The organism is Pseudoxanthomonas daejeonensis (assembly GCF_022637495.1).
In the GTDB taxonomy this organism is placed as follows: Bacteria; Pseudomonadota; Gammaproteobacteria; order Xanthomonadales; family Xanthomonadaceae; genus Pseudoxanthomonas; species Pseudoxanthomonas daejeonensis.
Window position 1 is genome coordinate 2,884,879 of the sequence record NZ_CP093331.1, and the last position, 26,495, is coordinate 2,911,373.

The following is a 26,495-nucleotide window of genomic DNA, read 5'->3' on the forward strand; positions in this document are numbered from 1 at the left end:
CGCATGGCTGCGGGCGCAACGCACCACGGGCATGGCGCTACTCGGGGTCATAGTCCAGGTTCGAAGCCAGCCAACGCTCGGCCTGGGCCAGCTCCACGCCCTTGCGCCGTGCGTAGTCGGCCACCTGCTCCTTGCCCAGCCGGCCGACCACGAAGTACTGGCTCTGCGGATGGCTGAAGTAGTAGCCCGAGACGGCCGCGGTCGGCAGCATCGCGAAGCTTTCGGTCAGGGTCATGCCTGTCTTGGCCGTGGCACCGAGCAATCCGAAGAGGGTCGCCTTCTCGCTGTGTTCCGGGCACGCCGGGTAGCCGGGCGCCGGGCGGATGCCGCGGTACTTCTCGGAGATCAGCGCTTCGTTGTCGAGCGCCTCGTCCGTCGCGTAGCCCCAGAATTCCTGGCGCACGCGCTGGTGCAGGCGCTCGGCGAGCGCCTCGGCCAACCGGTCCGCCAGGGCCTTGAGCAGGATCGCGTTGTAGTCGTCGTGGTCGGCTTCGAAGCGGGCCACGTGCGGCTCGATGCCGATGCCGGCGGTGACCGCGAAGGCGCCGATCCAGTCCTGCACGCCGCTGTCCCGCGGCGCGATGAAGTCCGCCAGGCAGAAGTCCGGCCGCTCGACCGGCTTGTCGACCTGCTGGCGCAGGAAGTGCAGGGTGGTCTCGCCGCCGTCGTGGCGCACGACGACATCGTCGCCCACGCCCTGCGCCGGCCACAGGCCGAACACGGCCCGGGCGGTCAGCCACTTTTCGGTGACGATCCTGTCCAGCATCGCCAGGGCGTCGCGGTACAGCTCGCTGGCCTGCTTGCCGACCACTTCGTCCTCGAGGATCGCCGGGTACTTGCCGGCCAGTTCCCAGGCCTGGAAGAACGGCGTCCAGTCGATGACCGGCAACAGGTCCTGCAAAGGCCAGTCTTCGAAGGCATGCACGCCGGTCCGGTTGGGTGCCGGCGGCACGTAGGCGTCCCAGCCGCCGTCGAAACGCTGGCCGCGCGCCTTCTGCAGCGATACCAGACGCTTGGCGTCGCCGCGATTGCGGTGGCGGGTACGGATCTCGGCGTAGTCGGCATCGTTGGCGGCGACAAATTTCGTGCGCAGCTCGGTGCTGATCAGCGACTGGGCCACGCCGACCGCGCGCGAGGCATCCTTCACCCAGACCGTGGGGGCCTTGTAGTGCGGGTCGATCTTCAGCGCGGTGTGCGCGCGCGACGTCGTTGCGCCGCCGATCAGCAAAGGGGTGGTGAAGCCCTGCCGCTGCAGCTCGCGGGCGACGTGGCTCATCTCCTCCAGCGACGGCGTGATCAGCCCGGAAAGGCCGATGATGTCGGCGTTCTCGGCCTGCGCGACCTCCAGGATCTTCTGCGCGGGCACCATCACGCCCAGGTCGACGACCTCGAAATTGTTGCAGGCCAGGACCACGCCGACGATGTTCTTGCCGATGTCGTGCACGTCGCCCTTGACCGTGGCCATCACGATCTTGCCGTTGGACTTGCCGGCGTCGCCGGTGCGCAGCTTCTCCGCCTCGATCCAGGGCAGCAGGTAGGCCACCGCCTTCTTCATCACGCGCGCCGACTTGACCACCTGCGGCAGGAACATCTTGCCGGCGCCGAACAGGTCGCCGACCACGTTCATGCCATCCATCAGCGGGCCTTCGATCACGTCCAGCGGCCGGCTCGACTGCTGCCGCGCCTCCTCGGTGTCTTCCTCGACGAAGGCATCGATGCCGTTGACCAGCGCATGCGCCAGCCGTTCGCGGACCGGCTTCTGCCGCCAGACCAGGTCCTCGACCTTCTTCTCGCCCTTCTTGCCCTTGTACTGCTCGGCGATTTCCAGCAGCCGTTCGGTGCCATCGCTGCGGCGGTTGAGGACGACGTCCTCGACCCGCTCGCGCAGCTCCGGATCCAGGTCGTCGTACACCGGCAGCGCGCCGGCGTTGACGATGCCCATGTCCATGCCGGCGGCGATCGCGTGGTACAGGAACACCGAATGGATCGCCGCGCGCACCGGTTCGTTGCCGCGGAACGAGAAGCTCACGTTCGACACGCCGCCGGACACGTGGCAGTGCGGCAGGGTCTGCCGGATGATCCGGGTGGCCTCGATGAAGTCCACCGCGTAGTTGTCGTGCTCCTCGATGCCGGTGGCGATCGCGAAGATGTTCGGGTCGAAGATGATGTCTTCCGGCGGGAATCCGACCTCGTCGACCAGGATCCGGTAGGCGCGCGTGCAGATCTCGACCTTGCGCGCGCAGGTGTCGGCCTGGCCCTGCTCGTCGAAGGCCATGACCACGGCGGCCGCGCCGTAGCGCAGCACCTTGCGCGCATGTTCGACGAACTGTTCCTCGCCTTCCTTGAGCGAGATCGAGTTGACCACGCCCTTGCCCTGCAGGCACTTGAGCCCCGCCTCGATCACCTCCCACTTGGAGGAGTCGACCATCACCGGGATGCGGGCGATGTCCGGCTCGGAGGCGATCAGGTTGAGGAAGCGGACCATCGCCTTCTCGGAGTCGATCAGCCCCTCGTCCATGTTCACGTCGAGGATCTGCGCACCGCTGTCGACCTGCTGGCGGGCCACCTCCACCGCTTCGGCGTAGCGATCTTCCTTGACCAGTTTGCGGAACTGCGCGCTGCCGGTGACGTTGGTCCGCTCGCCGACGTTGACGAACAGCAACTCCGGGGTGATGACCAGCGGTTCCAGGCCGGAAAGGCGGGTATGTCGGGGCGAGGGCATGGACATCGGTGGGCTTCGGGTTTCGGTTCGGGCGTGTGGGATCAGGCCGCCAGCGCGCTGGCGCCGGCCGGGCGGCGCGGCGCCAGGCCGCGCACGGCCTCGGCGATGGCGCGGATGTGCTCGGGCGAGGTGCCGCAGCAGCCGCCGACCAGGTTGAGCAGGCCGGCCTGGGCGAACTCGCGCAGGACTTCGGCCATCTCTTCGGGCGTTTCGTCGTAGCCGCCGAAGGCGTTCGGCAGGCCGGCGTTGGGGTGGGCGCTGACGTAGTACGGCGACACATCCGACAGCGATTCCACGTGCGGGCGCAGGTCCTTGGCGCCGAGCGCGCAGTTCAGGCCGATCGACAGCGGCCGCGCATGCGCGAGCGATGCATGGAAGGCTTCGGCGGTCTGCCCGGACAGGGTGCGCCCGGACGCGTCGGTGATGGTGCCGGAAATCATCACCGGCAGCCGTGCGCCGCGCGCGTCGAACACTTCCTCGATCGCGTACAGCGCGGCCTTGGCGTTGAGCGTGTCGAAGATGGTCTCGACCATGATCGTGTCGCTGCCACCGTCGATCAGGCCCTCGACCGCCTCGCGGTAGGTCGCGCGCAGCTCGTCGAAACTGGTGTTGCGGAAGCCCGGATCGTTGACGTCCGGGCTGATCGAGGCCGTGCGGCTGGTCGGGCCGAGTACGCCGATGACGAACCGGGGTTGCTGCGGGGTGATCGCTTCGACCGCATCGCACTGCTCGCGCGCGACCTGCGCACCGGCCTTGTTGAGTTCGTAGACCAGGTGCTCGAGGTGGTAGTCGGCCTGGCTGACCGACGTCGCGTTGAAGGTATTGGTCTCGACCAGGTCGGCACCGGCGTCCAGGTAGGCGCGATGGATGCCGGCGATGATTTCCGGCCGGCTCAGCAGGAGCAGGTCATTGTTGCCCTTGAGATCGTGGCCGCAATGCGGGCCATGGCCCTCGTGGTCGGGATGCTGCGCGTGGTCGTAGCCCTCGGCGAAACGCTCGCCGCGGTAGTCGACCTCCTGCAGGTCGTGGCGCTGGATCATCGTGCCCATCGCGCCATCGATGACCAGGATCCGCTCGCGCAGGGCCTGCTCGAGCAGGGCAACGCGGTGGGGGTGCAGCCAGGGCAGGGGTCGGCTCATGTCGTACTCAGGGCTTCTGCGCGATCAGCGAGATCACTTCGAAATGGGGGGGGCGGCGCTCGCGGGTCACCGTCTCCAGGCTGGTCACTTCCAGCCCGGCCTTCTCGGCGAACTTGCGCAGTTCCTTGGCGGCGAAGCCGAGATTGACGTGGCCGTAGGTGTCCACGACGGCCTTGTGTTCGTGGCGTGCCAGGCTGCTCAGCAGCAGGCGCCCACCCTTGCGCAGCACGCGTGCGCCCTCGGCCACGGCTTGGGCCGGTTTGGCCGAGTAGGTGAGCGCGTGCATCAGCACCACCAGGTCGAAGCTGCCTTCCTTGAACGGAAGCGCGTGCATGTCGGCCTCGCGCACCTCCACGTTCTCCAGCCGGCGCAGGCGTTCGCTGGCCGCGGCGACCACCCGCGCGCTGGTGTCGATGCACACGTAGCGGTTCGAGTGCGGCGCCAGCAGTTCGGCGAGCACACCATCGCCGGAGGCGATGTCGAGCACGTCGCCGGTTTCAAGCAAGGGCAGGGCGCTGCGCGCCAGGGCCTCCCAGGTGCGTCCGGGCGAGTAGTGGCGTTCCATGTCGCCGGCCACGCTGTCGGCCCAGTTCTGGTCGGCGGCGCGGGCGGCAAGCACGGAGGGCAGGCGCTCGGCATCCTGGCGCAGCAAGGGATCGTCGCTGCCGGTGCTCAGGGCCTGCCACAGGGCGCGCTGCGCCGGGTCCAGCGCGGCTTCGTCATAGCGGTAATAGGCCGAGACACCGGAGCGGCGGTCGCGGACCAGGCCGGCTTCCTTGAGCTTGGCCAGGTGGGTGGAGACACGCGGTTGCGCCAGCCGCGTGATCGAGGACAATTCGGCCACGGTCAGCTCTTCAAGCTCCAGCAGCGCCAGCAGGCGCACGCGGGTGGCGTCGGCGAAGACCTTCAACCGGGTCGACCAGTCCTCCAGATCCATAAATATCTTCCTATCGCGATATAGAGATATTGTGGCGGCGCGGGGCTGGACCGGTCAAGCTGCATACGCCTGCGAATGGCAATGTGGTTGCAACAGTTACAATTGGCCATTGCCCATGACCGGAGGGGTCAGCCGTGGATTTCAGCTTCACCGAAGAACAACTGATGCTGCAGGACGTCGCGCGCCGCATCGCGCAGGACGTGATCGCGCCGAGCGCCGAACACTTCGACCGCAATGGCGAGTTCCCGCTGGACAACATCCGCCTGCTTGGCGAGAACGGGCTGATGGGCATCGAGACGCCGGCCGAGTACGGCGGCGCGGGCATGGACCCGGTCAGCTACGTGCTGGCGATGATCGAGATCGCCGCCGGTGACGCCGCCCACTCCACGATCATGTCGGTCAACAATTCGCTGTTCAGCGCGGGCATCCTCAAGCACGGTAGCGAGGAGCAGAAGCAGGCGTACGTGCGCGCGATTGCCGAGGGCCGCGAGATCGGCGCCTTCGCCCTGACCGAGCCGCAGTCCGGTTCCGACGCGACCGCCATGCGCTGCCGCGCGGTGAAGCAGGCCGACGGCACCTTCGTCGTCAATGGCAAGAAGAGCTGGATCACCTCCGGCCCCGTTGCCCGGTACATCGTGCTGTTCGCGGTGACCGAACCGGACAAGGGCGCGCGTGGCATCAGCGCCTTCGTCGTCGACACCACGCGTCCGGGTTTCCACCGCGGCAAGACCGAGCCGAAGCTGGGCATCCGCGCCTCGGCCACCTGCGAGATCGAGTTCCAGGATTACGTGGCGCAGGCCGAAGACCTGCTGGGCAAGGAAGGCGAAGGCTTCAAGATCGCGATGGGCGTGCTGGATTCCGGGCGCATCGGCATCGCTTCGCAGGCCATCGGCATCGCGCGTGCGGCGTACGAGAAGACCCTGGAGTACGTGAAGGAGCGCAAGGCGTTCGGCGCGGCGATCGGCACCTTCCAGATGACCCAGGCCAAGATCGCCGACATGAAGTGCAAGCTCGATGCTTCGCTGCTGCTCACCCTGCGCGCGGCGTGGCTGAAGGGCCAGGGCAAGCCGTTCTCGGCCGAGGCGGCCATCGCCAAGCTCACCGCGTCGGAAGCGGCGATGTGGATCACCCACCAGGCCGTGCAGATCCACGGCGGCATGGGCTACTCCAAGGAGATGCCGCTGGAGCGTTACTTCCGCGACGCCAAGATCACCGAGATCTACGAAGGCACCTCGGAAATCCAGCGCCTGGTCATCGCCCGCAGCGAGACCGGCCTGCGCTGAGGCGCGGCGAATGGATGGGATTGGAAACGGGGCCGAAGGGCCCCGTTTCTTTTTATGCGCTTGCTGCTGGTTGGCGAGGGCGCAAGCGGAGCCGCAACCGCAACCGCAACCGCAAAATGCCCTGCAGGTGGAGTGATCGGCTCCGGTCTGAGCCGTGGCAGGCCAGGGGTATCGCGGTCGGCACGACGGCACGTCCTTGTGCCGACGTGCCGACGCGGACATCCATGTCCGCTGCCGCGATACCCCTGGCCCGCCACGGCTTCGGGATGCTTTGACGACATGGCTTCGTTCGGCGACCGGGACCCGTCTGGTTTGCGGTAGAGGTTTCCCGTGCAGCCGTGCGATCGAAGCCACGACCCCACCGTCGCCGGAGGACGTCGGGCCATGCGGGTATGGCGCAAGTGGCACATGGATGTGCCACGGCCGCGAGTGCGGACAGGGATGTCCGCCCGAGCGGTAAGCCATACCCGCATGGCCCGGCGGCCCCTGCCGAAGCCGATGCTCCTGCTCCTGGATGTCGCCAGGAGTCTCGCGCAACAGCTGGGCTCTTTCGGCACCGGATGACCGTCCACTGACCCGGCGCTTTTTCTCGGACGCACAATCGCTTCAAATGGTCCGGTCGCAGTGCAGGAACGAAAACCTCTAGTGCCCGGAAAGACGTCAAGGATCCAACACCTGCGCAGGGCGCTGGGTCGCATGCGGCCCTGGCTGCGCTGGGGCACGATCGCCTTGTTGCTGGCCGTGCTCGCGCTGGACCTGTCCTTTCCGCCGCATCTGCCGGAGGCGGGCCATGGCGTGGCCAGCGTGGTGACCGCCGCCGACGGTACCCCGCTGCGCGCATTCGCCGATGGCGAGGGCGTATGGCGCTATCCCGCCACGCCCGGGACCGTTTCGCCGCTCTACGTGCAGGCACTGCTGGGCTACGAGGACCGCTGGTTCGAATACCACCCTGGAATCAATCCACCCGCGCTGGTGCGTGCGGCCGGCCAGTGGCTGCGCAGTGGCGGCATCGTTTCCGGCGGTTCAACGCTGACCATGCAGGTCGCGCGCATCCTCGAAGGCCATCCGACCCGCAGCGCCACGGGCAAGCTCCGGCAGATGGCGCGCGCGCTGCAACTGGAGGCGCGGCTCTCCAAGCCGCAGATCCTGCAGCTGTACCTGGAACGCGCACCGTTCGGCGGCACCATCGAAGGGGTCGAGGCCGCCAGCTGGGCCTACCTGGGCAAGCCGGCCGCGCGCCTGTCGCATGCCGAGGCGGCTTTGCTCGCAGTGCTGCCGCAGGCACCCAGCCGGCTGCGTCCGGACCGGAATCCGGAGGCCGCGCGCGCGGCGCGCGACAAGGTGCTGGAGCGGATGCAGGCACTCGGCGTGTGGACACCGGAGGAAGTCGACGACGCACGCATCGAGCCGGTGGTCGCACGGTCGCTACAGGTGCCGGTGCATGCCGCCTTGCTGGCGCAGCGATTGCGCCAGGCCGCGCCGGCGCAGGCACGCATCGCCACCACGATCGACGCCGACCTGCAGCGCGCGCTGGAGGAGCGGGTGTCGGCCTATTTCGCCACGTTGCCGCCACGGACCTCGGCGGCGCTGCTGGTGGTGGACAACACGGACATGCAGGCGCGCGCGTATATCGGTTCGGTGGTGTTCGGCGATCGCGAACGCCTCGGCCATGTGGACATGGTCCGTGCGTGGCGCTCGCCGGGCTCCACGCTCAAGCCGTTCCTGTACGGCATGGCCCTGGACGATGGACTGATCCACTCGGAAAGCCTGCTGGTGGACGCACCGCAGGATTTCGGCGGCTACCGGCCGGGAAATTTCGGCGAGGCCTTCAATGGCCCGGTCGGCGCGGCGTCCGCGTTGCGACTCTCGTTGAACGTGCCCGCGGTGGACCTGCTCGACCGGATCGGCGCGGCGCGCTTCGCCGCGCGGCTGGACCATGCCGGCATCGCGCTGCGGTTTCCGCGCGGGGCGCGCCCGAACCTGGCGCTGATCCTCGGCGGCACCGGCGTGCGCCTGGAGGACCTGGTCGGTGCGTTCGCCGCGTTCCAGCGCGAGGGCGTCGCCGCGCAGGTGCGCTACACGGCGCAGCAGCCACTGGTCGAGCGCCGCCTGCTGTCGCCCGGTGCGGCCTGGATCGTGCGCGACATCCTCCAGTCCAGCCCGCGGCCGGGCCAGGGCAACGTGGCCTTCGATACCGGGTCGCGGCCACCGGTGGCCTGGAAGACCGGCACCAGCTACGGCTTCCGCGACGCCTGGGCGGTCGGCGGTACGCGTCGTTACACGGTCGGTGTCTGGGTCGGCCGACCCGATGGCACGCCCTTGCCGGGGCAGTACGGTGCGCTCACCGCGCTTCCGCTGCTGCTGGAGACGGTGGACAGCCTGCCGCGCCTGCCCGGCGATGCCGATGCCGTGCCGCGACCATCGTCGGTGGATGCGGTCGAAGTGTGCTGGCCCTTGGGTCGTGCCAGCGCGGACACCCCCGCGTCGCTGTGCCAGCGACGCCTGCAGGCCTGGCGGCTGGAGGGAGTGGTGCCACCCACCTTTCCCGAGCGCGATGCGCGCCTGTGGAATGCGGGGCGCGAGCGCTTCCAGGTCGACGCGACCACCGGCCTGCGCGTGTCGGCCGAATGCACCCGGCCGCATCCGGTCGAAACACGCGAGCTCGCGCGCTGGCCGGCGCTGCTGTCGCCGTGGCTGCCCGCCGAGGTGCGCAACGCCGCGCGCCTGCCGCCTTTGGCGCGCGACTGCGTCGATGACGGACGCGGCACCGCGGAGACGCTGCGCATCGAGGGCATCGTCGACCGGGCTACGCTGGCGCAACCCCCCGGTGCGTCGCGCGGATTGCGCCTGCGGATCCGCGCGCTGGGTACGTCCATGCCGGTGCAGTGGCTGCTCGATGGCCGCGCGATCGCAAGGACCGAAGGTGCGCGCGGATTCGAGCATGACTACGCCCTGGCCGGCCGCGGCGAGCATGTGCTGACCGCACTGGCCGACAGTGGCGCCTGGGCGCAGGTGAGGTTCCGGGTGGCGGACATGGACGGAGGCGCACGGCCGGTCGTGCAGGGCACGGCCATCGCAAGCCCCTGACGGTCTGTCCTCAGGCCGCAAGCCAGGCCTGTGCCCGGCGCCGGCCATGCTGGCGCTCCCCGCGACCCACCGAGCCCCACCGCGATGAACCCACGCCCGGCCATCGCCGAGGACCTGGCCGCCGCCATCGGCCACACGCCCCTGCTGCGCCTGCGCCAGGCCTCGGAACTGACCGGCTGCGAAATCCTGGCCAAGGTCGAATCGCTCAATCCCGGTGGCTCGATCAAGGACCGCACCGCGCTGGGCCTGCTGCTGGACGCCGAGCGCCGCGGCCTGCTGCGCAGCGGCGGGACGATCGTGGAAGGCACCGCGGGCAACACCGGCATCGGCCTGGCCCTGCTCGGCGCCAGCCGCGGCTACCGCACCATCATCACCATGCCGCAGACCCAGAGCCGCGAGAAGATCGACGCGTTGCGCGTCACCGGGGCGCAGGTGCGGCTGGTGCCGGCCGTGCCCTATGCCAATCCCGACCATTACGCGCACCAGGCGCGGCGGCTGGCCGAGGCGATGAACGGGGCCGATCCGGGCAGCGCCTGGTTCGCCGACCAGTTCGACAACACCGCCAACCGCGATTTCCACCAGGCTACCACCGGCGTGGAGATCTGGGAGCAGGCCGGCGGGCGCATCGACGGCTTCGTCTGCGCCACCGGTACCGGCGGCACCCTGGCCGGCGTTGGCCACGCACTCAAGTCGCGCAATCCAGGCGTGGTCGTCGCGCTCGCCGATCCGGCCGGCTCGGCGCTGGCCAGCTACATCAACACCGGCGAGTTGAAGAGCGAAGGCGGCTCGATCAGCGAAGGCATCGGCTCCAGTCGCATCACCGCCAATTTCGACGGCGCGCCGATCGACCTGGCCTGGTCGATCCCCGATACCGAATCGGTGCCGTGGGTCCATGCGCTGATCCACGAGGAAGGCATCAACGCCGGCGGCTCGAGCGGCGTCAACGTGGCCGGCGCGGTGCGGCTGGCGCGGCAGCTGGGCCCCGGCCACACCGTCGTCACCGTGCTGGCGGATGCGGCCACCCGCTACCAGGCCAAGCTGTTCAATCCGGCGTTCCTGCGCGACAAGGCACTGCCGGTGCCGGCATGGCTGGAGCGCGCGTTCCCGGAATAGGGTGCGCGCGCCGGTTCGGTGGAGGCCGGTTCAGTCGAGACGTGCTCAATTGAGATGCGCGATCACATGGTCGGCCGAGGACACCTTGAACTCGCCCGGCGCCTCGACGAACAGCTGGCGCACGATGCCGTCCTCGGCGTACAGGGCGAAGCGCCGCGCGCGGATGCCCATGCCGTAGCCGCTGGCATCCATTTCCAGGCCCAGGGCCCTGGTCAGGTCGGCGTTGCCGTCGGAGACCAGCTGAAGGCCGTCCGGTGCTTCCAGCGACTTGCCCCAGGCCTGCATCACGAACGGGTCGTTGACCGCCATGCAGATCACCTCGATGCCGCGGCTGCGGAAGTCCTCGAAGCGGGCGATGAAGCCGGGCAGGTGCTTCTCCGAACAGGTCGGGGTGAACGCACCCGGCACGGCGAACAGCACGACCTTGCGGCCTTCGAACAGGGTGGGCGTGTCCACGCTTTCCACGCCTTCGCGGATGCGCTTGAGCACGACTTCGGGGATGCGGTCGCCGGTCTGGATGGTCATCGGAGGGCTCCTGTGGGGAAGGGGGGCGGGCGTCGCCTGGTGGCTGAACACAGTCTAGCCGTCTGGCGGTCGCCGCCGCGTGGCGACGCTTGAAACATGCCGGCCGATTCCCATTTTCCGGGCATCGCCGCGCATCCCGCAGCGGCCCTTCGAGCAAGGAGACCTCCATGGCCATCGTCCGCTACAACACCGTTCCCGGCCGCCACCTGCAGGATGAATTCCGCCAGGTGTTCGAGCGCTTCCTCGGCGAGGCCGGCGCCGATCCGTCCGACGTGGTGACCAGCCAGTGGGCACCCTCGGTGGATATCCGCGAGGAGGCCGACCGGTTCGTCATCTTCGCCGACATCCCGGGCGTGGATCCCAAGGAGATCGAGGTGCAGATGGACAAGGGCGTCCTGACCCTCAAGGGCGAACGCGCCGGCGAGGAAGGGGAAACCCAGGGCTATTCGCGCCGCGAGCGCGCCTGGGGCGCGTTCCACCGCCGCTTCGCCCTGCCCGACAGTGCCGATGCCGACAACATCACCGCCAGCGGCCGCAACGGCGTGCTGCGCATCGACATCCCCAAGCGCCCGCGGGCTACGCCGCGCCGCATCGAAGTGCAGTGATGCCACGCCCGGCGCTGCGAGCGCAGCGCCGGGACCCGTCGCCGGTTCGCGCCGGTGCCGGGCGAACGCCTAGAATCAGGCCCGTGGCGCCCGCGCTGCGGGCCTTTATGTTTCCGGTGCCGGGCGGCAGACGCCCGGCACCCAGCCAGTCGTGGTGAATGATGGAATTCAAGGACTATTACGCGATCCTCGGGGTCGAACCGAGCGCCGGCGAAGCCGAGATCAAGTCGGCCTACCGCCGCCTGGCGCGCAAGTACCACCCGGACGTGAGCAAGGAATCCGACGCCGAGGACAAGTTCAAGGCGATCGGCGAAGCCTATGAGGCCCTGCGCGATCCGCAGAAGCGCACCGCCTACGACCAGTTGCGCGCGCGCGGCTACCGGCCGGGGCAGGAGTTCCATCCGCCGCCGGGCGGTTTCGAAGGTGGCGGCTTCGATTACGACGAGATCTTCGGCGACATGGGTGGCCGCGGTGGCGGTGGCGGCGGCTTCAGCGATTTCTTCGAAAGCGTGTTCGCACGCCAGCGCGGTGCCGGTCCGCGCGCCGGCGGGCCACAGCCGCGCGGCGACACCCGGGCCAAGCTCGCAGTGCCGCTGGAGGCGGTCTACCGCGGCGACAGCGTGCGGATCACCCTCAACGGCCGGCAGCTGGAAGTGAAGGTCCCCAAGGGCATCCGCGCCGGCCAGGCGATCCGCCTCTCCGGCCAGGGCAACGGCGGCGGCAACCTCTTGCTGGAGATCGAGTACCAGGCCCACCCGCAGTTCGAAGTGGACGGGCGCAACATCCTGCACACGCTGCCCGTGCCGGCCTGGCACGCGGCGCTGGGAACGACGGTGAGCGTGCCGACCCTGGGCGGGCCGGTGGAGCTGAAGATTCCGGCCGGCTCCGATGCCGGTCGCAAGCTGCGCCTGCGTGGACGTGGCCTGCCGGGCGACACGCCGGGCGACCAGATCGTGGAGCTTGAGGTGCAGGCGCCGGCGCCGGGCAACGAGGCGCAGCGCCAGGCCTATCGCGACCTGGGCGCGGCGTTCGGAGACAGCGAGTAGGCCCGGCTCAGGCCTCGGGTACGAGGCCGGCTTCGTCGCCGAGCAGGCGGCCGATCACGTCCGACAGGTCGCTTTCCGAGAACGGCTTGGTCAGGTAGGCGCGCGCGCCCTGGCGCATGCCCCACATGCGGTCGGTGTCCTGGTCCTTGGTGGTCACCAGCACCACCGGGATGTCGCGCGTGGTGCTTTCGCGACTCAGGGTGCGCGTGGCCTGGAACCCGTTGAGGTTGGGCATCACCACGTCCATCAGGATCAGGTCGGGCAATTGCGCCTTGGCCACCTCCACGCCCGCAGCGCCGTCTTCGGCGGTGAGCGTTTCGTGGCCGAGCTTCTCGACGATGCGCTGGATTCCCATGAGCTGGGATGGCGAATCGTCCACGATCAGGATGCGTGCCATGGTGCGTCCCCCGGTATTTCCCCTGCGCCGGAGTGTAGACGTTGCGTGAAGCCGCCGGAAGCCTCCCGCGGCCCCGGCGCCGCCACGAAGATTGACCATGCGCACATTGCGGCCCCGGAATGGGTCCCTAGCAGTCGCCCGACAGGCCCGTGGCGTAGCGCAGGCCGCGCAGCAGGTGCGCGCGGAATACCGGGTCGGCATACAGTGCTGGATCGTGGCCGAGGCCGGTGTACCACGCACGCCCCCCGGCGGCACGGTGGCACCACGCGATCGGATGATCCGCGCCCATGGTCCCGCCGGCATAGGTCGATTCGTCCACGGTGGCGATCACGTCCACGCCCGCGCGTGGATTGCGTCGGTAGTTGTAGATCTCGTCGCTGACGCGCCAGCGTTGCAGGCCATCGGGCCCGCGACCGGATTCGAAGCGCACCTCGGTTGCCTGCAGGCCGGGTGGGTGGCCCTTGAACCAGGCGCCGACCAGGTCGCCGTACCACGGCCACTGCTTGCCGGTATCGGCGGCGGAATGCACGCCCATGAACGCGCCGCCGGCGGCGACATAGCGCTCGAATGCTGCGCGTTGCACAGGATCGAGCACCTCGCCGGTGGTGTTGGCGAACAGCACCGCACGGAAGCCCGGCAGGCGGGCATCGTCGAACATCGCCGGATCCTCGCTGTGGACGATGTCGAACCCGGCCTGGTCGGCGAGGTCGCGCAGCGTGGCGACCGCCTGCGGAATCGAGTCATGGCGCCAGCCAGCGGTACGGGTGAACACCAGGAGTGCGGGGCGCGCGCTGGAGACCTCCGCGGGCGAGCCCGCTGCCACGCCTGTGACCGGCGGCGCGCCGGCAACGACGAGGTGCGGGAAAGCGCATGCCGAAGCAAGCAGGAGGGCGGCCATTCGCGGGCCATGCATGCGCATGGGGGGATCGATCATGCCTGCAAGGGTAAACGCCGCCACCGCCGGGCACCCGCTGCGACGCAGCGACCCGCCTCGCTGCGCTGCAGCTTCGCCGGGCAGCGGCGCGTGCCTAGAATCGGGGGATTCCATCAGGGGGAAGCAGCGCATGGGTCCGATCGCGAGAATGGGGCGGGTGCTGTGCCTGCTGGGCGTGATGCTGGCGCTGGCGGCGCAGGCCGAAGACGGTGCCGGCGCGCAGGCGCGGGCCTGGACGTTCGCATCGACGCCTTCGTGGCAGGACGAATTCGACGGCGACGGCCAGCCCGATCCGGCGAAGTGGGGCTACGACCTCGGCGGCAAGGGCTGGGGCAACAACGAACTTCAGTACTACACCGACAAGCCGGCCAATGCGTTCGTCGCCGATGGCCTGCTGACCATCGTCGCGCGCAGGCAGAGGGCGGGAAAGAACCCGTATACCTCGGCGCGGCTGGTCTCGCGCGGCAAGGGCGACTTCCAGTACGGACGCATCGAGTTCCGCGCGCGGCTGCCGGTCGGCCGCGGCACCTGGGCCGCGCTGTGGATGCTGCCGACCGAGAACCGCCATGGCGGATGGCCGCGCTCGGGCGAGATCGACATCATGGAGCACGTGGGCTACGACCCCGGCCAGGTCCACGTAACGGTGCATACGCAGGCCTACAACCACAAGATCAAGACCCAGCGCGGCAAGCAGGCGCATGTCGACGGCCACAGCAGCGAATTCCATCGCTACCGGGTGGACTGGACCCCGGACTGGATCCGCGGCTACATCGACGACGCGCCGGTGTTCGAGTTCGCCAACGAAGGCACCGGCCCGGATTCCTGGCCGTTCGACCAGCCCTTCCACCTGCTGATGAACCTGGCCGTCGGCGGCGACTGGGGCGGTGCGCAGGGCGTCGACGAGTCCGCGTTCCCGGCATGGATGGAGGTCGACTACGTGCGGGTGTATCCGCTGCTTCAGGACTGAATCCGCTGTCAGCGGGAGCGGTCTACGCAGGCAGGCGGACCACCGTGCGGCCCAGCGAGCCGCCGGCAAGCATGGTGTCGAACACGGCCGGCAGGTCTTGCAGCGTCGCCTCGCGGGTGCAGATGGCGTCGAGTTGCACCGGCTTCCATTCGTCCGCCAGCAGCGCCCAGATGTCGTCGCGGATGTCGCGCGCCGTGCCGGCCGATCCGATTCCGAGCAGGGAAACGCCGCGCAGGATGAAGGGCATCACCGTCAGCGCCTCCAGCGAAGGCGTGGCCGCAAGCCCCGCGGCGGCGACGTTGCCGTAGGCGGCGGTCTGCGCCAGCAGGCTGACCAGCATCGGCCCACCCACGTTGTCCAGGCCGCCGCCGAAGCGGATCGATTCCAGGGGCCGTTTCGCATCCAGCGCGTCGCGGCCGAGCACTTCGCTTGCGCCGAGCGACTTCAGGTAACCGGCCTGGTCGGCCTTGCCGCTGATCGCATGCACCTGGTAGCCGGCGCGGCTGAAGATCGCCACCGCCAGCGAGCCCACGCCGCCGGTGGCGCCGGTGACGGCCAGCGGGCCCAGCTCCGGGCGCTGGCGGTTCTCGCGCATGCGGTACAGCGCCAGCGCGGCGGTGAAGCCGGCGGTGCCCAGGATCATGGCCTGGCGCAGGTCCAGTCCGCGGGGCAGGGCGACGACCCATTCGGCCGGCAGGCGCGCATAGGCCGCGTAGCCGCCATCGCGGGTTTCGCTCAGGCCGCAGCCGGTGACCAGGACCGGATCGCCTTCGCGGAACTTCGGATCGGTGGAGGCGACCACGTGGCCGGCGACATCGATGCCGCCGACCAGCGGAAAGCGGCGCAGGATTTTGCCCTGGCCGGTGCCGGCCAGCGCGTCCTTGAAGTTGACCGAGGACCATTCGGCCTTGACCACCACTTCGCCGGGCGACAGCTCGTCCAGCGACAACGCTTCGATACCGCTGCGGTAGCCGGCGTCATCGTTGCGGATGCGGAAAGCGGGGAAGGAGGCGGGGATGGTCATGCGTGGAACTCCGTCGTCCCGGGGAACGCCGGGACCCAGTGCCTAGATTCTTGCCGCCTCGCCCGCGGAAATCAAAGCGGGCAGAGGAGGTCCGGATAAAGGTCGCGCCGCGCCGGGATTGCAGGGGGGCGCTGGCGGCGTCTGGCGCGTCGCCACGCGCCTGCGGCCTCATCGCATCGCGTCGCGTCGCTTCTCGTCGATCCACTTTGACGCCTGCGCCGGCTCATACCCCCGCATCCACGCCAGCATCGCCTCGAGGTCGTTGCCGTACCACAGGTCCGCGCGCTGGTCGGGATGCAGGAAGCGCTCGTCGACCATCCTGTCGATCATGCCGATCAGCGGGGCGTAGAAGCCTTCGACGTCGAGGAAGGCGCAGGGCTTGCTGCCGATGCCCAGCTGGCGCCAGGTCAGCATCTCGAAGATCTCTTCCATCGTGCCGAAGCCGCCGGGCAGGGCGACGAAGGCGTCGGACAGGTCGAACATGCGCGACTTGCGTTCGTGCATGGAGCCGACGATCTCAAGTTCGGTCAGGCCGCGGTGCGCCACTTCCCAGTCGGCCAGCTGCTTGGGAATCACGCCGGTGACCTGGCCGCCCGCCGCCAGCACCGCATTGGCGACCGTGCCCATCAGGCCGACGTTGCCGCCGCCATAGACCAGGCGCAGGCCCTCCCGGGCGATGCGGTCGCCCAGGGCGATCGCGCGCTCGGTGTAGGCCGGTTTGCTGCCGGAGTTGGAGCCGCAGTAGACGCAGATCGATTTCATGCCGATGTCCTTCGTTGCCCGATCAGTTCTTCGACTTGCGCTGGCGCACCACGATGGCGACGCCCAATACGATGAAGGCCACGCCGACGCCACCGAAGGCAAGCCGCTGGCTGGCGACCGCGCCGGCGATGAACATCACGCCGGCGGCGATGTAGAGGCCGGCGGTCACGCGATGCGGCAGTCCGTTCGAAGCCATGGTCACCCTCTGTGATCGGTTGCTGTGCTTGTGGAACGACAAAGCCGGGCATCACCCGGCTTCGTTGTGCCGTAGCCCCCGAGTCGGGGGCGGTCCGCGCCAAAGGCGCGCGACGGCGGGGATGGCGGCTTCCACGAGGCGCCGATCTCCGACGGCTCCTGGCCATAGCCCCCGAGTCGGGGGCGGTTCGCGCCAGCGGCGCGAAATGGCGGGGATGGCAGTTCCATGGAGGACATTCGATCTTGAATGTCCTCCATCCATAAAGCCAACTCAGTTGGCTTTATGGATCGCGCGCTTGTCCACCGCCATGGCCGCGTCGTGGATCGCCTCGGACAGGGACGGGTGGGCGTGGCAGATGCGCGCCAGGTCGTCGGCGGAACCATTGAACTCCATGGTCAGCACGCCCTCGTGGACCAGTTCGGACACGTTCGGGCCGATCAGGTGCAGGCCGAGCACGCGGTCGGTCTCGGCATGCGCGATCACCTTGGCGAAGCCGACCGGCTCGGCCATGGCCACGGCGCGGCCGACGGCGGCGAACGGGAAGCTGCCGGTCTTGTACGGCACGCCCTCGGCCTTGAGCTGCTGCTCGGTCTTGCCGACCCAGGCGATCTCCGGGGCGGTGTAGATCACGTAGGGGATGGTGTCGAGGTTGACGTGGCCGGGCAGGCCGGCGATCAGCTCGGCCACGGCGATGCCTTCCTCGAAGCCCTTGTGCGCCAGCATCGGCCCACGCACGCAGTCACCGACCGCCCAGACGCCATCGACGCCGGTGTGGCAGTGCTCGTCGACCACGACCTGGCCGCGCTCGTTGACCTGCACGCCGGTACCTTCGGCCAGCAGGCCCTTGGTCGCGGCGCGGCGGCCCACGGCCACCAGCAGCTTGTCCACGACCAGCGACTGCTCGCCGGATGCGTCGGCGTAGGCGATCGCCACTTCCTTCTTCTTGCCCTTGCCGGCGCCCTTGGACGGCACGACCTCGGCCTTGGATACCTTCGCGCCCAGCTTGATGTCCAGGCCTTCCTTCTTCATCTCGCGGGCGGCCAGCTTGGCCACTTCGGCGTCGGCGGCGGGCAGGAAGTCGGGCAGGGCTTCGAGCACGGTGACCTCGGCGCCGAGGCGGCGCCACACGCTGCCCAGTTCCAGGCCGATGACGCCGGCGCCGATCACGGCCAGGCGCTTGGGCACTTCGGTGAAGTCCAGCGCGCCGACGTTGTCGACGATGTTCTCGCCGTCGAACTTGGCGAACGGCAGCTCGATCGAATCCGAACCGGCGGCGATGATGACGTTGGTGGCCTTCAGCTCGACTTCGGCGCCGTCATGCTGCTTGACCTTGACCACGTTGCCCGGCTGCAGCGTGCCGAAGCCGTAGTACGCGGTGACCTTGTTGGCCTTGAACAGCATCGCGATGCCACCGGTGAACTGCTTCACGATGGCGTCCTTGCGGGCGACCATCTTCGGCACGTCCATCTGCGCATCCTTGAAGCTGATGCCGTGCTGGCCGAACTGGTGCTGCATGTTCCAGTACTGGTGCGTGGAATCCAGCAGCGCCTTGGAAGGGATGCAGCCCACGCGCAGGCAGGTGCCACCGAGCGCCGGCTTGCCGTCCTTGCCCAGCGCCGCGTCGATGCAGGCCGTCTTCAGGCCCAACTGCGCGGCACGGATCGCGGCGTGGTAGCCGGCCGGGCCGGCACCGATGACGACGACGTCGAATTGTTCAGCCATTTCCAGTTCCTTTGCCGTTCGCTCCCCGTCGCGGGAAGCAGCCCCGTCGGGGGCATGGAGAGTGCGGCAGGGCGGTGGAGCCGGAATGGAGCGCGTGTTCCGCCAGCCCTGGCGAAAGGCCCTCCTCCGCGCGGGAGGAGGGCGGTCGTGCTTACAGCCCGAACAGGATCCGGTTCGGGTTCTCGAGCTGGTTCTTGATGTCGACCAGGAACTGCACCGCATCCTTGCCGTCGATGATGCGGTGGTCGTAGGACAGCGCGATGTACATCATCGGTGCGATCACGACCTGGCCGTTCTCGGCGATCGGGCGCTCCTTGATGGTGTGCATGCCCAGGATCGCGCTCTGGGGCGGATTGACGATCGGCGTGGACATCAGCGAACCGAAGGTGCCGCCATTGGTGATGGTGAAGGTGCCGCCCTGCAGGTCGTCCAGGCCGAGCTTGCCGTCGCGCGCCTTCTTGGCGTAATCGGCGATGCCCTGCTCGATGTCGGCGAAGCCCATGCGTTCCACGTTACGCAGCACCGGCGTCACCAGGCCCTTCTCGGTCGACACGGCGATCGAGATGTCGGCGTAGCCGTGATAGATGATGTCGCTGCCGTCGACCGAGGCGTTGATGACCGGGAAGCGCTGCAGCGCGTTGGCCGCAGCCTTCACGAAGAAGCTCATGAAGCCCAGCTTGATGCCGTGGGCCTTCTGGAAGTCCTCGCCCAGCTCCTTGCGCGCGGCCGACACCTTGGCCAGGTTGACCTCGTTGAACGAGGTCAGCATCGCGATCGAGTTCTTCGACTGCATCAGGCGTTCGGCGATACGGGTGCGGATGCGGGTCATCGGCACGCGCTCTTCCGGGCGTGCGCCGCCGGCCTTGCCGGCGCCGCCGCTCTTGGCGTAGTTGACCAGGTCTTCCTTGGTCACCGCGCCGCGACGACCGGTGCCGTCGACCTGCGACGGATCGATGCCTTCCTTGGCGGCGGTGAAGCGCGCGCCCGGCGGCAGTTCGCTGCCCGAAGCCGGAGCCGGCTTGGTCGAGGCGGGAGCGGCGGCTTCGGCCTTGGCGGCGGCGGCCTTGGGCTGCACTTCCTCGGCGCCCGCGGCCGGCTTGGCGGCGGCCGGTGCGGCAGCGGCTGCGCCACTGGCAACAGATGCGCCTTCCTCGATGATCGCCAGCAGCTGCTGGCTGGTCACCGTGTCGCCTTCCTTGAACTTGATTTCCTTCAGCACGCCGTCGACCGGCGAGGGGACCTCAAGCACGACCTTGTCGGTCTCCAGGTCCACCAGGTTCTCGTCGCGCTTCACCGCGTCGCCGGCCTTCTTGTGCCAGCTGGCGATGGTGGCGTCGGAGACGGATTCGGGAAGGACCGGAACTTTGACTTCGGTGGCCATGGGGCGTCCTTGATTCGTTATGCGTAGGGCAAACAGGGCGAAGGTTTATTCGGCGACGATCTGGTTGCCGGGCGGATTGACCAGCGCGTCGGCAACCAGCTTCAGCTGCTCTTCGACGTGGTCGGCGAAATGGCCGACGGCCGGCGAGGGCGAGCGGGTGCGGCCGGCGTAGCTCAGGGCCTGGCCCTTGGCCAGGCAAGCCTGCAGGTGGTGCTTGATCTGGTACCAGGCACCCTGGTTCTGCGGCTCCTCCTGGCACCAGACCACCTCGGTGGCCTTGGCGTAGGTCTGCAGCACGGTGCCCAGCGCCTCGCGCGGGAACGGGTACAGCTGCTCGATGCGGACGATGGCGACATTGTCCTGGCCGCGCTTCTGCTGGTCCTCGAGCAGGTCGTAATAGACCTTGCCCGAGCAGGCGACCACGCGCTTGACCTTCTTCGGGTCGGCACTGGTGTCCGGGATCAGGTGCTGGAACTCGCCGTTGGCCAGCTCGTCCAGGCTCGACACGGCCAGCTTGTGGCGCAGCAAAGACTTGGGCGACATGACGATGAGCGGCTTGCGGGTGCTCATCTTCAGCTGGCGGCGCAGCATGTGGAAGCACTGCGCCGGCGTGGTCGGCACGCAGACCAGCATGTTCTCCAGCGCGCACAGCTGCAGGAAGCGCTCCAGACGCGCGGAGCTGTGCTCCGGGCCCTGGCCCTCGTAGCCGTGCGGCAGCAGCAGGGTCAGGCCGGAAATGCGGCCCCACTTGGCCTCGCCCGACGCGATGAACTGGTCGATCACGACCTGGGCGCCATTGGCGAAGTCGCCGAACTGGCCTTCCCAGATGTCCAGCGTGTTCGGGTCGGTGGTGGAGAAGCCGTACTCGAATGCCATCACCGCCTCTTCGCTGAGCAGCGAGTCGATGATCGTGGCCTGTTCCGGGCTTTCCACCAGCTGGCGCAGCGGCAGGTAGTAGCTGTCGGTCTTCTGGTCGTGCAGCACCGCGTGGCGGTGGAAGAACGTGCCGCGGCCGGCGTCCTGGCCGACCAGGCGCAGGCCGTAACCCTCGGACAGCAGGGTGGCGTAGGCGAGGTTCTCGGCGAAGCCCCAGTCGCCGCCGATCTCGCCGGCGGTCATCTTCAGGCGGTCGTCGTAGATCTTGGCCACGCGCGGATGCAGCGACACGCCCTGCGGGATCGTGTTGATGATCTTGGCCAACTGGACCAGCGTGCCCTTCTTGACCTTGGTGTCGACCGTATCGGACAGCGTGCCCGACAGGTACTTGGACCAGTCGATGGTCAGCTCGTAGTCTTCCGGCTTGGAACCGGCCAGCTCGGTGGTGTACTCACCGGCGTCGAGCTTGTCGCGGTACGCGTCGACCAGCGCCTTGCCGGCGTCGGCGGCGATCACGCCGGCCTTTTCCAGCCTGGCGGCGTAGAGCTCGCGCGTGGTCGGGTGCTTGCGGATGGTCTGGTACATCACCGGCTGCGTCGCCGCCGGCTCGTCGGCCTCGTTGTGGCCGTGGCGGCGGTAGCAGACCAGGTCGATGACCACGTCCTTGCGGAACTGCTGGCGGAACTCGTAGGCCAGCTTGGCCACGAACACCACTGCTTCGGGATCGTCGCCATTCACGTGGAAGACCGGTGCGCCGACCATCTTGGCCACGTCGGTGCAGTACATCGTGGAGCGGGCATCTTCCTTGTTGCTGGTGGTGAAGCCGACCTGGTTGTTGACCACCACGTGCACGGTGCCGCCGACGGCGAAGCCGCGCGCCTGCGACATCTGGAACAGCTCCATGACCACGCCCTGGCCGGCGAACGCGGCGTCGCCGTGGATCACGACCGGCAGCACGCGGCGGCGCTCGTCGTCGCCGCGGCGCTCCTGCCGCGAACGCACCGAGCCGACGACCACCGGGTCGACGATCTCCAGGTGCGAAGGATTGAAGGCCAGGGCCAGGTGCACCGGCGCGCCCGGGGTGGCGAGGTCGGCCGAGAAGCCCATGTGGTACTTCACGTCGCCGGCGTGGGCCAGCGCGTCGTGCTCGAACTTGCCCTCGAACTCGTCGAACAGCTTGCGCGGGTTCTTGCCCAGGGTGTTGACCAGGACGTTGAGGCGGCCACGGTGGGCCATGCCGATCACGATGTCCTTGACCTTGTCCACGCCGGACTGGCGGATCACCGTGTCCAGCAGCGGGATCAGCGAATCGCCGCCTTCCAGCGAGAAGCGCTTCTGGCCGACGTACTTGGTGTGCAGGTAGCGCTCCAGGCCCTCGGCGGCGGTCAGCCGCTCCAGCACGCGCTGGCGGGTCTCGGCGCTGAGGTTGTAGTCGCCACCGGCCAGCTCCAGGCGCTGGTACAGCCACTGGCGCTGCTCGACCTCGGGGATGTGCATGAACTCGGCGCCGATCGGGCCGGTGTAGGTCGCCTTGAGCCGGGCGAGCAGGTCGCGCAGCTTCATCCGCGGCTGGCCGGCCAGGCCGCCGGTGCTGAACTCGCTGTCCAGGTCGCGCTCGGACAGGTCATGGAAGCCCAGGCCCAGGTCCGGCGGGTTCATCGGCGGGGTCAGGGCGAGCGGGTCGACCTGGGCGCCGAGGTGGCCGCGCGAGCGGTAGGCGGTGATCAGGCGGCCGACGTTGCGCTCGCGCTCGTCGCCGGCGGACGGGGCGGTCGCATGGCCGTTGTTGGCGGCCTGGCGGGCGGCCTGCGCGACGTGGGCGATGACGACCGAGTGCGGGATATCACCGGCCTCGCGGCCCTTGAACCCGTCGAAGTAGCTTTTCCACTTCGGATCGACACTTTCGGGGGAGACCAGGTACTGCTCGTACAGGTCCTCGATGAAGGCGGCATTGCTGCCGAGTAGCGAAGACTGTGCAAACTGCTTGAGTAGGTTGTCCACGATGGTCGCGTCTGGAGGGGGGACGGGCCGGTATTGGCCCCAGGCCCGCCGGAGCGGGCGTGACAGCCGCAAAAGTATAACCCCCATCGCCCGTTCAGGGACCTAGACGAATGGCCGATCCACGCCCGTCGAGGCACGCGTGGTGCGCCTGTTCACACTCCGTGTGCACCGATTCGCCGCGGGTTCGCGATTCGCCCTGCGCTGTCCCGCGCCCGGTCCACGAAATACACCGTTGCGTGGCATCCATGCAGGGGCCTGCCCGGGTCGGCCCGCCGCCTGCGTACGCGTTCGCCACCTGCCGCAGCGACAGCACGGGCCGTGCTAGAGCGTGCGGTACTCGGTGCAGGGCCGCGAACGCTCCCAGATGCGATCGAAGTCCAGCTGCAGGCGCCGGGCGAGCGGTGCGTCGTCCACGCCGCCTTCGCCGTCGAAGCGGTGGCCCAGCGGGCGGAAGCAGGCGCCACCGGTATCGTTGAAGGCGTAGGCCGAGGGATAGCGGGCGTCGACCGGGTCGCGGACCTCGCGGAAGGCGAACACGCTGGGCAGGCGCTGGGCCAGCGGCAGCAACGGCGCGCCATTGCGCTGCGGCGTGGCCGCATCCTGCAGCAGCACCCGGACCCGGCGTTCCCCGCCGCTTACCGCGAAGCGGCGCAGGGCTTCGAGCACGTCCATGCGATCGAGCAGCCCCGGATCCATGGCCCGGCTGTAGACGCCCAGGTCGCGTCGTGCGTGGCCGGCCAGGGCGACCAGCACCGCGGCGGCGCCCATGGCGTCCTCGATCGGGCTTGAGCCGGGCAGGCGGCGGCGCATTTCGCGATGGTCGATGCCGGCCTCCACGAAGGAGGGGCCGGAGGGAACGAAGCCGGCGCGGGCGTAGAACGGCAGCGCGTGGAGCTGGGCATGCATCGAGACCTCCGGCCACTGGCGGCGCCGGGCTTCGGCGACCAGCGCCGCCAGCATCGCCTCGCCGATGCCCCGGCCGCGGTGCGCATCCAGCACGGCCATGCGCCCGATCCGCCGGTCGGGCGTCAGTCGGGCCGTGCCCAGCGCCTGGCCGTCGGCGTCCACGGCCAGGACGTGGAAGCACAGCGGGTCCAGCGCGTCGCGTTCCAGTTCGACGGGAACCTGTTGCCCCTGCACGAAGACCACCTCGCGCACCGCGTGCACCCGCGCGTGGTCGCGTGCGTAGTCGACGGTGGCGATGGTGAAACCAGCGGTCATGCGTCGTAGTCCGCGTCCGGGTCTTCGACCAGCAGGGCGTAGTGGCCGGCCTGGTACAGGGCGTGGGCGGCCTCGCGACCGTCCGGCGAGAGCTGCGACCAGAGCGCGCCGTCGAGCGCCTGGGCGTCGGCCAGCAGGCGCGCGTCGGCGACCGGCAATGGCAGCGCCCGCCCGCTGCAGAACAGGCTGGCGTCGTCGCGGGTGCGCCGCCAGGCCATCCGCGACCACGGATGGCGCTGCAGCACCGCCCCGCGGGTCAGGTCCCACTCCAGCTCGATCCGGGGACGCTCGTCGCCGCGCGGCATGACCTCGCCGGCGGCGCGGTAGGTGGTGATGAAGCGGCCGAACCAGTCGCCGAGGCGGTCCGGGTCGTTCATCCGGATCGCGTTGAGCGCTTCGACCACCCGGTTCATCGCGTCCACGTCGATCTCGTTGGGATCGGCCGGCACGAGCAGGTCCTCGTCGTGGTAACGGACGGACTCGTCGGCGCCGAGCAGCACTTCGTCCAGCCAGTCCCCCATCAGTTCGGATGCGGCCGGCGCGCGCATGCCGATCGAACAGGTCAGGCAGGCGTCCTCGGCCACGCCGTGGTGCGGTACCAAAGGCGGCAGGTAGAGCATGTCGCCCGGGCCCAGCACCCAGTCGTGGGTCGGATCGAACTTCCGCAGCAGCTTGATCGGCACCTCGTCCTGGAAGTCCAGGTCCGGCGCGGCTTGGCCCATCGCCACGCTCGCGTCGATCTGCCAGCGGCGATGGCCCTGTGCCTGCAGCAGGAACACGTCGTAATGGTCGACGTGCGCGCCGACCGAGCCGCCGGTGGCGGCGAAGCTGACCATGACGTCGTCGATGCGCCAGCGCGGCAGGAAGCGGAACTGCTCCAGCAATGCGGCCACGTCGGCGTCCCACTTGTCGACGTCCTGGACCAGCAGGGTCCAGTCGTGGTCGGGCAGGTCGGGGAAATCCTCCTCGGCGAACGGGCCATGGCGCACATTCCAGGCACCGCTGGCACGGTCGTGGGAGATCAGCCGTGCCAGCACGCCTTCCTCGCAGGCCAGCCCGGCTAGGTCCTCGGGCTGCAGCGGGGCCTGCAGCCCGGGGAAGGCATTGCGGATCAGCAGGGGGCGCTTGTGCCAGTAGTCGCGCAGGAACACGGCCGGATCCATGCCCAGCGGCGGCAGCCGCGCGGCATCGATCTCGAAGGGCGGCTCGATGGAGGTCTTCTTGGTGCGGGGGGTCATGTGGCGATCTCGTCGTAGCCGCGGCCGAGGAACTGGAGCAGGCACCAGCCGTGCCCGAACGGGTCGGCCAGCTGCACGATGCGGCCCCAGGCGGCTTCGCGCACTTCGCCTTCGGCGCGGGCACCGGCGCCAGTCGCGCGGGCCAGGGCGGCGTCCAGGTCCTCGACCACGAGGTCCAGGTGGATCGGCGACCAGTGGCGCCGATAATTGCGCGACGAACCGGCGGCGCCTTCGCTGCCGGTCTCCTTGCGCAGCAGGTAGAACGGCACCGGTGCACCGGTCATTTCGAGGCCGCCATCGCCGAAGCGCCGCGCGGCCGCCAGGCCGAACGCGTCGCGATAGAACGCCTCGGCGCGGGCCAGGTCGTCGACGTCGATGTTGATCAGCAGCTGCATGTCGGATCGCGTCGGCGGCGGCGGGGATCAGCGTTGTGGCGGGGTGGTGGCTTCGTCGGCCAGGCGCTTGTCGAGGCGCTCGCGCGCCTTGCCGGCATAGGCACGGCACGCACCTTCCTGGGCCAGCGGCTGGCGGGCGCCCGGACCCAGTCGCGACCACAGGTCGCTGGCGGACGGATGCGGCGTGACCAGGATGTCGCAGGGCAGGACGGCGACCGCGTCGAGCGTGCGGCGCAGGCTTGCCACGTAGTCCGGATGGTCGCTGAAACGCCATTCGTCGTCGGAGATCGCGGTGAGGCTGTCCACGTAGGCGATGTCGGCGCAGGCGCCGTTCTCGCAGGAGCGCCAGGTCCAGCTGGTGCCGCCGGGCGAGTGCCCGGGTGTGGCATGCGCGGTCAGGCGCCAGCCGCCCAGCGACAGCTCCTCGCCATCGCCGATGCGGCGCACGCCTGCGACGGGCGCCATGGCGTCGAGCATTGCGAACTGCGGGTCTTCGCGGCCGCTGCGGCCGCTCTCGAGCACCACGGCGGCCGGCTCGCGCGCGACCACGGTCGCGCCGCTGGCCTTCTGCAAGGCGGCAATGCCGCCGGCATGGTCGAAATGCTCGTGCGAACCCACGATGTAGCGCACGTCCTCGACCCGGAAGCCCGCGGCGCGGATGTTCGCCTCGATCAGTGCGGCACCCTTGGCGGTGCCGCCATCGAGCAGCACGTGACCCTGCGGGGAGGTCACCAGCAGCGCGGTGATGCCGCAGGTGCCGACGAACCAGGTGTCGCCGTGCAGGTGGTAGGGCGGGGACGGATCGTCCCAGCCGGCGTCGGCGGCGCAGGCCGGCGCAGGCGCGGGGCTGGCTGCGCTCGTGGCACCGGCACGCACGGCGAAGGGCGCGAGCAGCGCGACGGCCGCGATGGCGAGCGTCCGCAC

Annotated in this window: 22 protein-coding genes; 6 read left to right on the plus strand and 16 right to left on the minus strand. The window is 69.2% G+C overall.

Features of this window, described 5'->3' with window-relative positions:
• Positions 1-37: 37 nt before the first annotated feature.
• From metH to MNQ95_RS12970, 3 genes are read right to left on the minus strand one after another with little or no spacing between them, the layout of a single operon-like run.
• On the minus strand, positions 38-2,722 hold the full coding sequence (metH, locus tag MNQ95_RS12960; RefSeq protein WP_241953124.1) for a methionine synthase: 2,685 nt from the start codon (positions 2,720-2,722) through the stop codon (positions 38-40).
• A gap of 41 nt (positions 2,723-2,763) precedes the next feature.
• Complete coding sequence (locus MNQ95_RS12965; RefSeq protein ID WP_241953125.1) at positions 2,764-3,861, minus strand: homocysteine S-methyltransferase family protein; 1,098 nt, start codon at positions 3,859-3,861, stop codon at positions 2,764-2,766.
• A 7-nt stretch (positions 3,862-3,868) separates the two neighbouring features.
• Entirely contained in the window at positions 3,869-4,798 is a 930-nt protein-coding gene (locus tag MNQ95_RS12970; RefSeq protein ID WP_162408677.1) for an ArsR/SmtB family transcription factor, read from the minus strand.
• A 134-nt stretch (positions 4,799-4,932) separates the two neighbouring features.
• On the opposite strand from MNQ95_RS12970, the gene MNQ95_RS12975 reads away from it, so the two are divergent.
• The 3 genes from MNQ95_RS12975 (at position 4,933) to MNQ95_RS12985 (ending at position 10,281) form a co-directional block, all read left to right on the plus strand.
• Complete coding sequence (locus MNQ95_RS12975; RefSeq protein ID WP_241953126.1) at positions 4,933-6,081, plus strand: acyl-CoA dehydrogenase family protein; 1,149 nt, start codon at positions 4,933-4,935, stop codon at positions 6,079-6,081.
• A 696-nt stretch (positions 6,082-6,777) separates the two neighbouring features.
• Positions 6,778-9,168, plus strand: coding sequence for a penicillin-binding protein 1C (pbpC, locus tag MNQ95_RS12980; protein WP_241953127.1), 2,391 nt, complete (start codon positions 6,778-6,780; stop codon positions 9,166-9,168).
• 84 nt (positions 9,169-9,252) lie between these two features.
• On the plus strand, positions 9,253-10,281 hold the full coding sequence (locus MNQ95_RS12985; protein ID WP_162408680.1) for a cysteine synthase A: 1,029 nt from the start codon (positions 9,253-9,255) through the stop codon (positions 10,279-10,281).
• Between the two features lie 45 nt (positions 10,282-10,326).
• Here MNQ95_RS12985 and MNQ95_RS12990 read toward each other — a convergent pair whose 3' ends face one another.
• Positions 10,327-10,806: a peroxiredoxin gene (locus MNQ95_RS12990; protein ID WP_241953128.1), complete on the minus strand. Its 480-nt coding sequence runs from the start codon at positions 10,804-10,806 to the stop codon at positions 10,327-10,329.
• 167 nt (positions 10,807-10,973) lie between these two features.
• On the opposite strand from MNQ95_RS12990, the gene MNQ95_RS12995 reads away from it, so the two are divergent.
• Together MNQ95_RS12995 and MNQ95_RS13000 are read left to right on the plus strand one after the other, a co-directional pair.
• Positions 10,974-11,411 carry an Hsp20/alpha crystallin family protein gene (locus tag MNQ95_RS12995; RefSeq protein ID WP_241953129.1) on the plus strand — a complete coding sequence of 146 codons (438 nt, stop codon included), beginning with the start codon at positions 10,974-10,976 and terminating at the stop codon, positions 11,409-11,411.
• A gap of 161 nt (positions 11,412-11,572) precedes the next feature.
• Complete coding sequence (locus MNQ95_RS13000; protein WP_241954427.1) at positions 11,573-12,457, plus strand: DnaJ C-terminal domain-containing protein; 885 nt, start codon at positions 11,573-11,575, stop codon at positions 12,455-12,457.
• 7 nt (positions 12,458-12,464) lie between these two features.
• Here the strand turns inward: MNQ95_RS13000 and pilH are convergent, their stop codons facing one another.
• Entirely contained in the window at positions 12,465-12,854 is a 390-nt protein-coding gene (pilH, locus tag MNQ95_RS13005) for a twitching motility response regulator PilH (RefSeq protein WP_162408683.1), read from the minus strand.
• 127 nt (positions 12,855-12,981) lie between these two features.
• Positions 12,982-13,752, minus strand: coding sequence for a ThuA domain-containing protein (locus tag MNQ95_RS13010; RefSeq protein WP_162408684.1), 771 nt, complete (start codon positions 13,750-13,752; stop codon positions 12,982-12,984).
• A 166-nt stretch (positions 13,753-13,918) separates the two neighbouring features.
• Between MNQ95_RS13010 and MNQ95_RS13015 the strand changes: the two genes are divergently transcribed.
• Entirely contained in the window at positions 13,919-14,755 is an 837-nt protein-coding gene (locus MNQ95_RS13015) for a glycoside hydrolase family 16 protein (protein WP_241953130.1), read from the plus strand.
• A 22-nt stretch (positions 14,756-14,777) separates the two neighbouring features.
• Here the strand turns inward: MNQ95_RS13015 and MNQ95_RS13020 are convergent, their stop codons facing one another.
• The 10 genes from MNQ95_RS13020 to bla form a co-directional block, all read right to left on the minus strand.
• The gene (locus MNQ95_RS13020; RefSeq protein WP_162408686.1) at positions 14,778-15,779 is read right to left on the minus strand and encodes a YhdH/YhfP family quinone oxidoreductase; all 1,002 of its coding nucleotides are present in this window, start codon (positions 15,777-15,779) and stop codon (positions 14,778-14,780) included.
• Between the two features lie 168 nt (positions 15,780-15,947).
• Positions 15,948-16,541 (minus strand): LOG family protein, encoded by a 594-nt coding sequence (locus MNQ95_RS13025; RefSeq protein WP_162408687.1) that lies wholly within the window; start codon positions 16,539-16,541, stop codon positions 15,948-15,950.
• A 22-nt stretch (positions 16,542-16,563) separates the two neighbouring features.
• Positions 16,564-16,737 (minus strand): MFS transporter, encoded by a 174-nt coding sequence (locus MNQ95_RS13030; protein ID WP_162408688.1) that lies wholly within the window; start codon positions 16,735-16,737, stop codon positions 16,564-16,566.
• A 270-nt stretch (positions 16,738-17,007) separates the two neighbouring features.
• On the minus strand, positions 17,008-18,459 hold the full coding sequence (gene lpdA / locus MNQ95_RS13035) for a dihydrolipoyl dehydrogenase (RefSeq protein WP_241953131.1): 1,452 nt from the start codon (positions 18,457-18,459) through the stop codon (positions 17,008-17,010).
• A gap of 151 nt (positions 18,460-18,610) precedes the next feature.
• Positions 18,611-19,840, minus strand: a complete 1,230-nt coding sequence (gene sucB / locus MNQ95_RS13040; protein WP_162408690.1) for a dihydrolipoyllysine-residue succinyltransferase — start codon at positions 19,838-19,840, stop codon at positions 18,611-18,613.
• 45 nt (positions 19,841-19,885) lie between these two features.
• A complete protein-coding gene (locus MNQ95_RS13045; protein ID WP_241953132.1) occupies positions 19,886-22,717 on the minus strand; it encodes a 2-oxoglutarate dehydrogenase E1 component in 2,832 nt (943 codons plus the stop codon).
• 321 nt (positions 22,718-23,038) lie between these two features.
• Positions 23,039-23,938, minus strand: a complete 900-nt coding sequence (locus MNQ95_RS13050; protein ID WP_241953133.1) for a GNAT family N-acetyltransferase — start codon at positions 23,936-23,938, stop codon at positions 23,039-23,041.
• Positions 23,935-25,176 (minus strand): ribosomal protein uL16 3-hydroxylase, encoded by a 1,242-nt coding sequence (locus MNQ95_RS13055; RefSeq protein WP_241953134.1) that lies wholly within the window; start codon positions 25,174-25,176, stop codon positions 23,935-23,937. Before MNQ95_RS13055 ends, MNQ95_RS13050 begins: the two co-directional genes overlap by 4 nt.
• On the minus strand, positions 25,173-25,571 hold the full coding sequence (locus MNQ95_RS13060; RefSeq protein ID WP_241953135.1) for a VOC family protein: 399 nt from the start codon (positions 25,569-25,571) through the stop codon (positions 25,173-25,175). The genes MNQ95_RS13055 and MNQ95_RS13060 overlap by 4 nt, the downstream gene beginning before the upstream one ends.
• Before the next feature lie 27 nt (positions 25,572-25,598).
• The gene (gene bla, locus MNQ95_RS13065) at positions 25,599-26,495 is read right to left on the minus strand and encodes a subclass B3 metallo-beta-lactamase (RefSeq protein WP_202922824.1); all 897 of its coding nucleotides are present in this window, start codon (positions 26,493-26,495) and stop codon (positions 25,599-25,601) included.

Excerpts from the sequence above, each read along its gene's own strand:
- metH (WP_241953124.1), bottom strand. The coding sequence starts at position 2,722 with ATGCCCTCGCCCCGACATACCCGCCTTTCCGGCCTGGAACCGCTGGTC.
- MNQ95_RS12965 (WP_241953125.1), bottom strand. The coding sequence starts at position 3,861 with ATGAGCCGACCCCTGCCCTGGCTGCACCCCCACCGCGTTGCCCTGCTC.
- MNQ95_RS12970 (WP_162408677.1), bottom strand. The coding sequence starts at position 4,798 with ATGGATCTGGAGGACTGGTCGACCCGGTTGAAGGTCTTCGCCGACGCC.
- pbpC (WP_241953127.1), top strand. The coding sequence starts at position 6,778 with ATGCGGCCCTGGCTGCGCTGGGGCACGATCGCCTTGTTGCTGGCCGTG.
- MNQ95_RS12985 (WP_162408680.1), top strand. The coding sequence starts at position 9,253 with ATGAACCCACGCCCGGCCATCGCCGAGGACCTGGCCGCCGCCATCGGC.
- MNQ95_RS12990 (WP_241953128.1), bottom strand. The coding sequence starts at position 10,806 with ATGACCATCCAGACCGGCGACCGCATCCCCGAAGTCGTGCTCAAGCGC.
- MNQ95_RS12995 (WP_241953129.1), top strand. The coding sequence starts at position 10,974 with ATGGCCATCGTCCGCTACAACACCGTTCCCGGCCGCCACCTGCAGGAT.
- MNQ95_RS13000 (WP_241954427.1), top strand. The coding sequence starts at position 11,573 with ATGGAATTCAAGGACTATTACGCGATCCTCGGGGTCGAACCGAGCGCC.
- pilH (WP_162408683.1), bottom strand. The coding sequence starts at position 12,854 with ATGGCACGCATCCTGATCGTGGACGATTCGCCATCCCAGCTCATGGGA.
- MNQ95_RS13010 (WP_162408684.1), bottom strand. The coding sequence starts at position 13,752 with ATGGCCGCCCTCCTGCTTGCTTCGGCATGCGCTTTCCCGCACCTCGTC.
- MNQ95_RS13015 (WP_241953130.1), top strand. The coding sequence starts at position 13,919 with ATGGGTCCGATCGCGAGAATGGGGCGGGTGCTGTGCCTGCTGGGCGTG.
- MNQ95_RS13020 (WP_162408686.1), bottom strand. The coding sequence starts at position 15,779 with ATGACCATCCCCGCCTCCTTCCCCGCTTTCCGCATCCGCAACGATGAC.
- MNQ95_RS13025 (WP_162408687.1), bottom strand. The coding sequence starts at position 16,541 with ATGAAATCGATCTGCGTCTACTGCGGCTCCAACTCCGGCAGCAAACCG.
- MNQ95_RS13030 (WP_162408688.1), bottom strand. The coding sequence starts at position 16,737 with ATGGCTTCGAACGGACTGCCGCATCGCGTGACCGCCGGCCTCTACATC.
- lpdA (WP_241953131.1), bottom strand. The coding sequence starts at position 18,459 with ATGGCTGAACAATTCGACGTCGTCGTCATCGGTGCCGGCCCGGCCGGC.
- sucB (WP_162408690.1), bottom strand. The coding sequence starts at position 19,840 with ATGGCCACCGAAGTCAAAGTTCCGGTCCTTCCCGAATCCGTCTCCGAC.
- MNQ95_RS13050 (WP_241953133.1), bottom strand. The coding sequence starts at position 23,938 with ATGACCGCTGGTTTCACCATCGCCACCGTCGACTACGCACGCGACCAC.
- MNQ95_RS13055 (WP_241953134.1), bottom strand. The coding sequence starts at position 25,176 with ATGACCCCCCGCACCAAGAAGACCTCCATCGAGCCGCCCTTCGAGATC.
- MNQ95_RS13060 (WP_241953135.1), bottom strand. The coding sequence starts at position 25,571 with ATGCAGCTGCTGATCAACATCGACGTCGACGACCTGGCCCGCGCCGAG.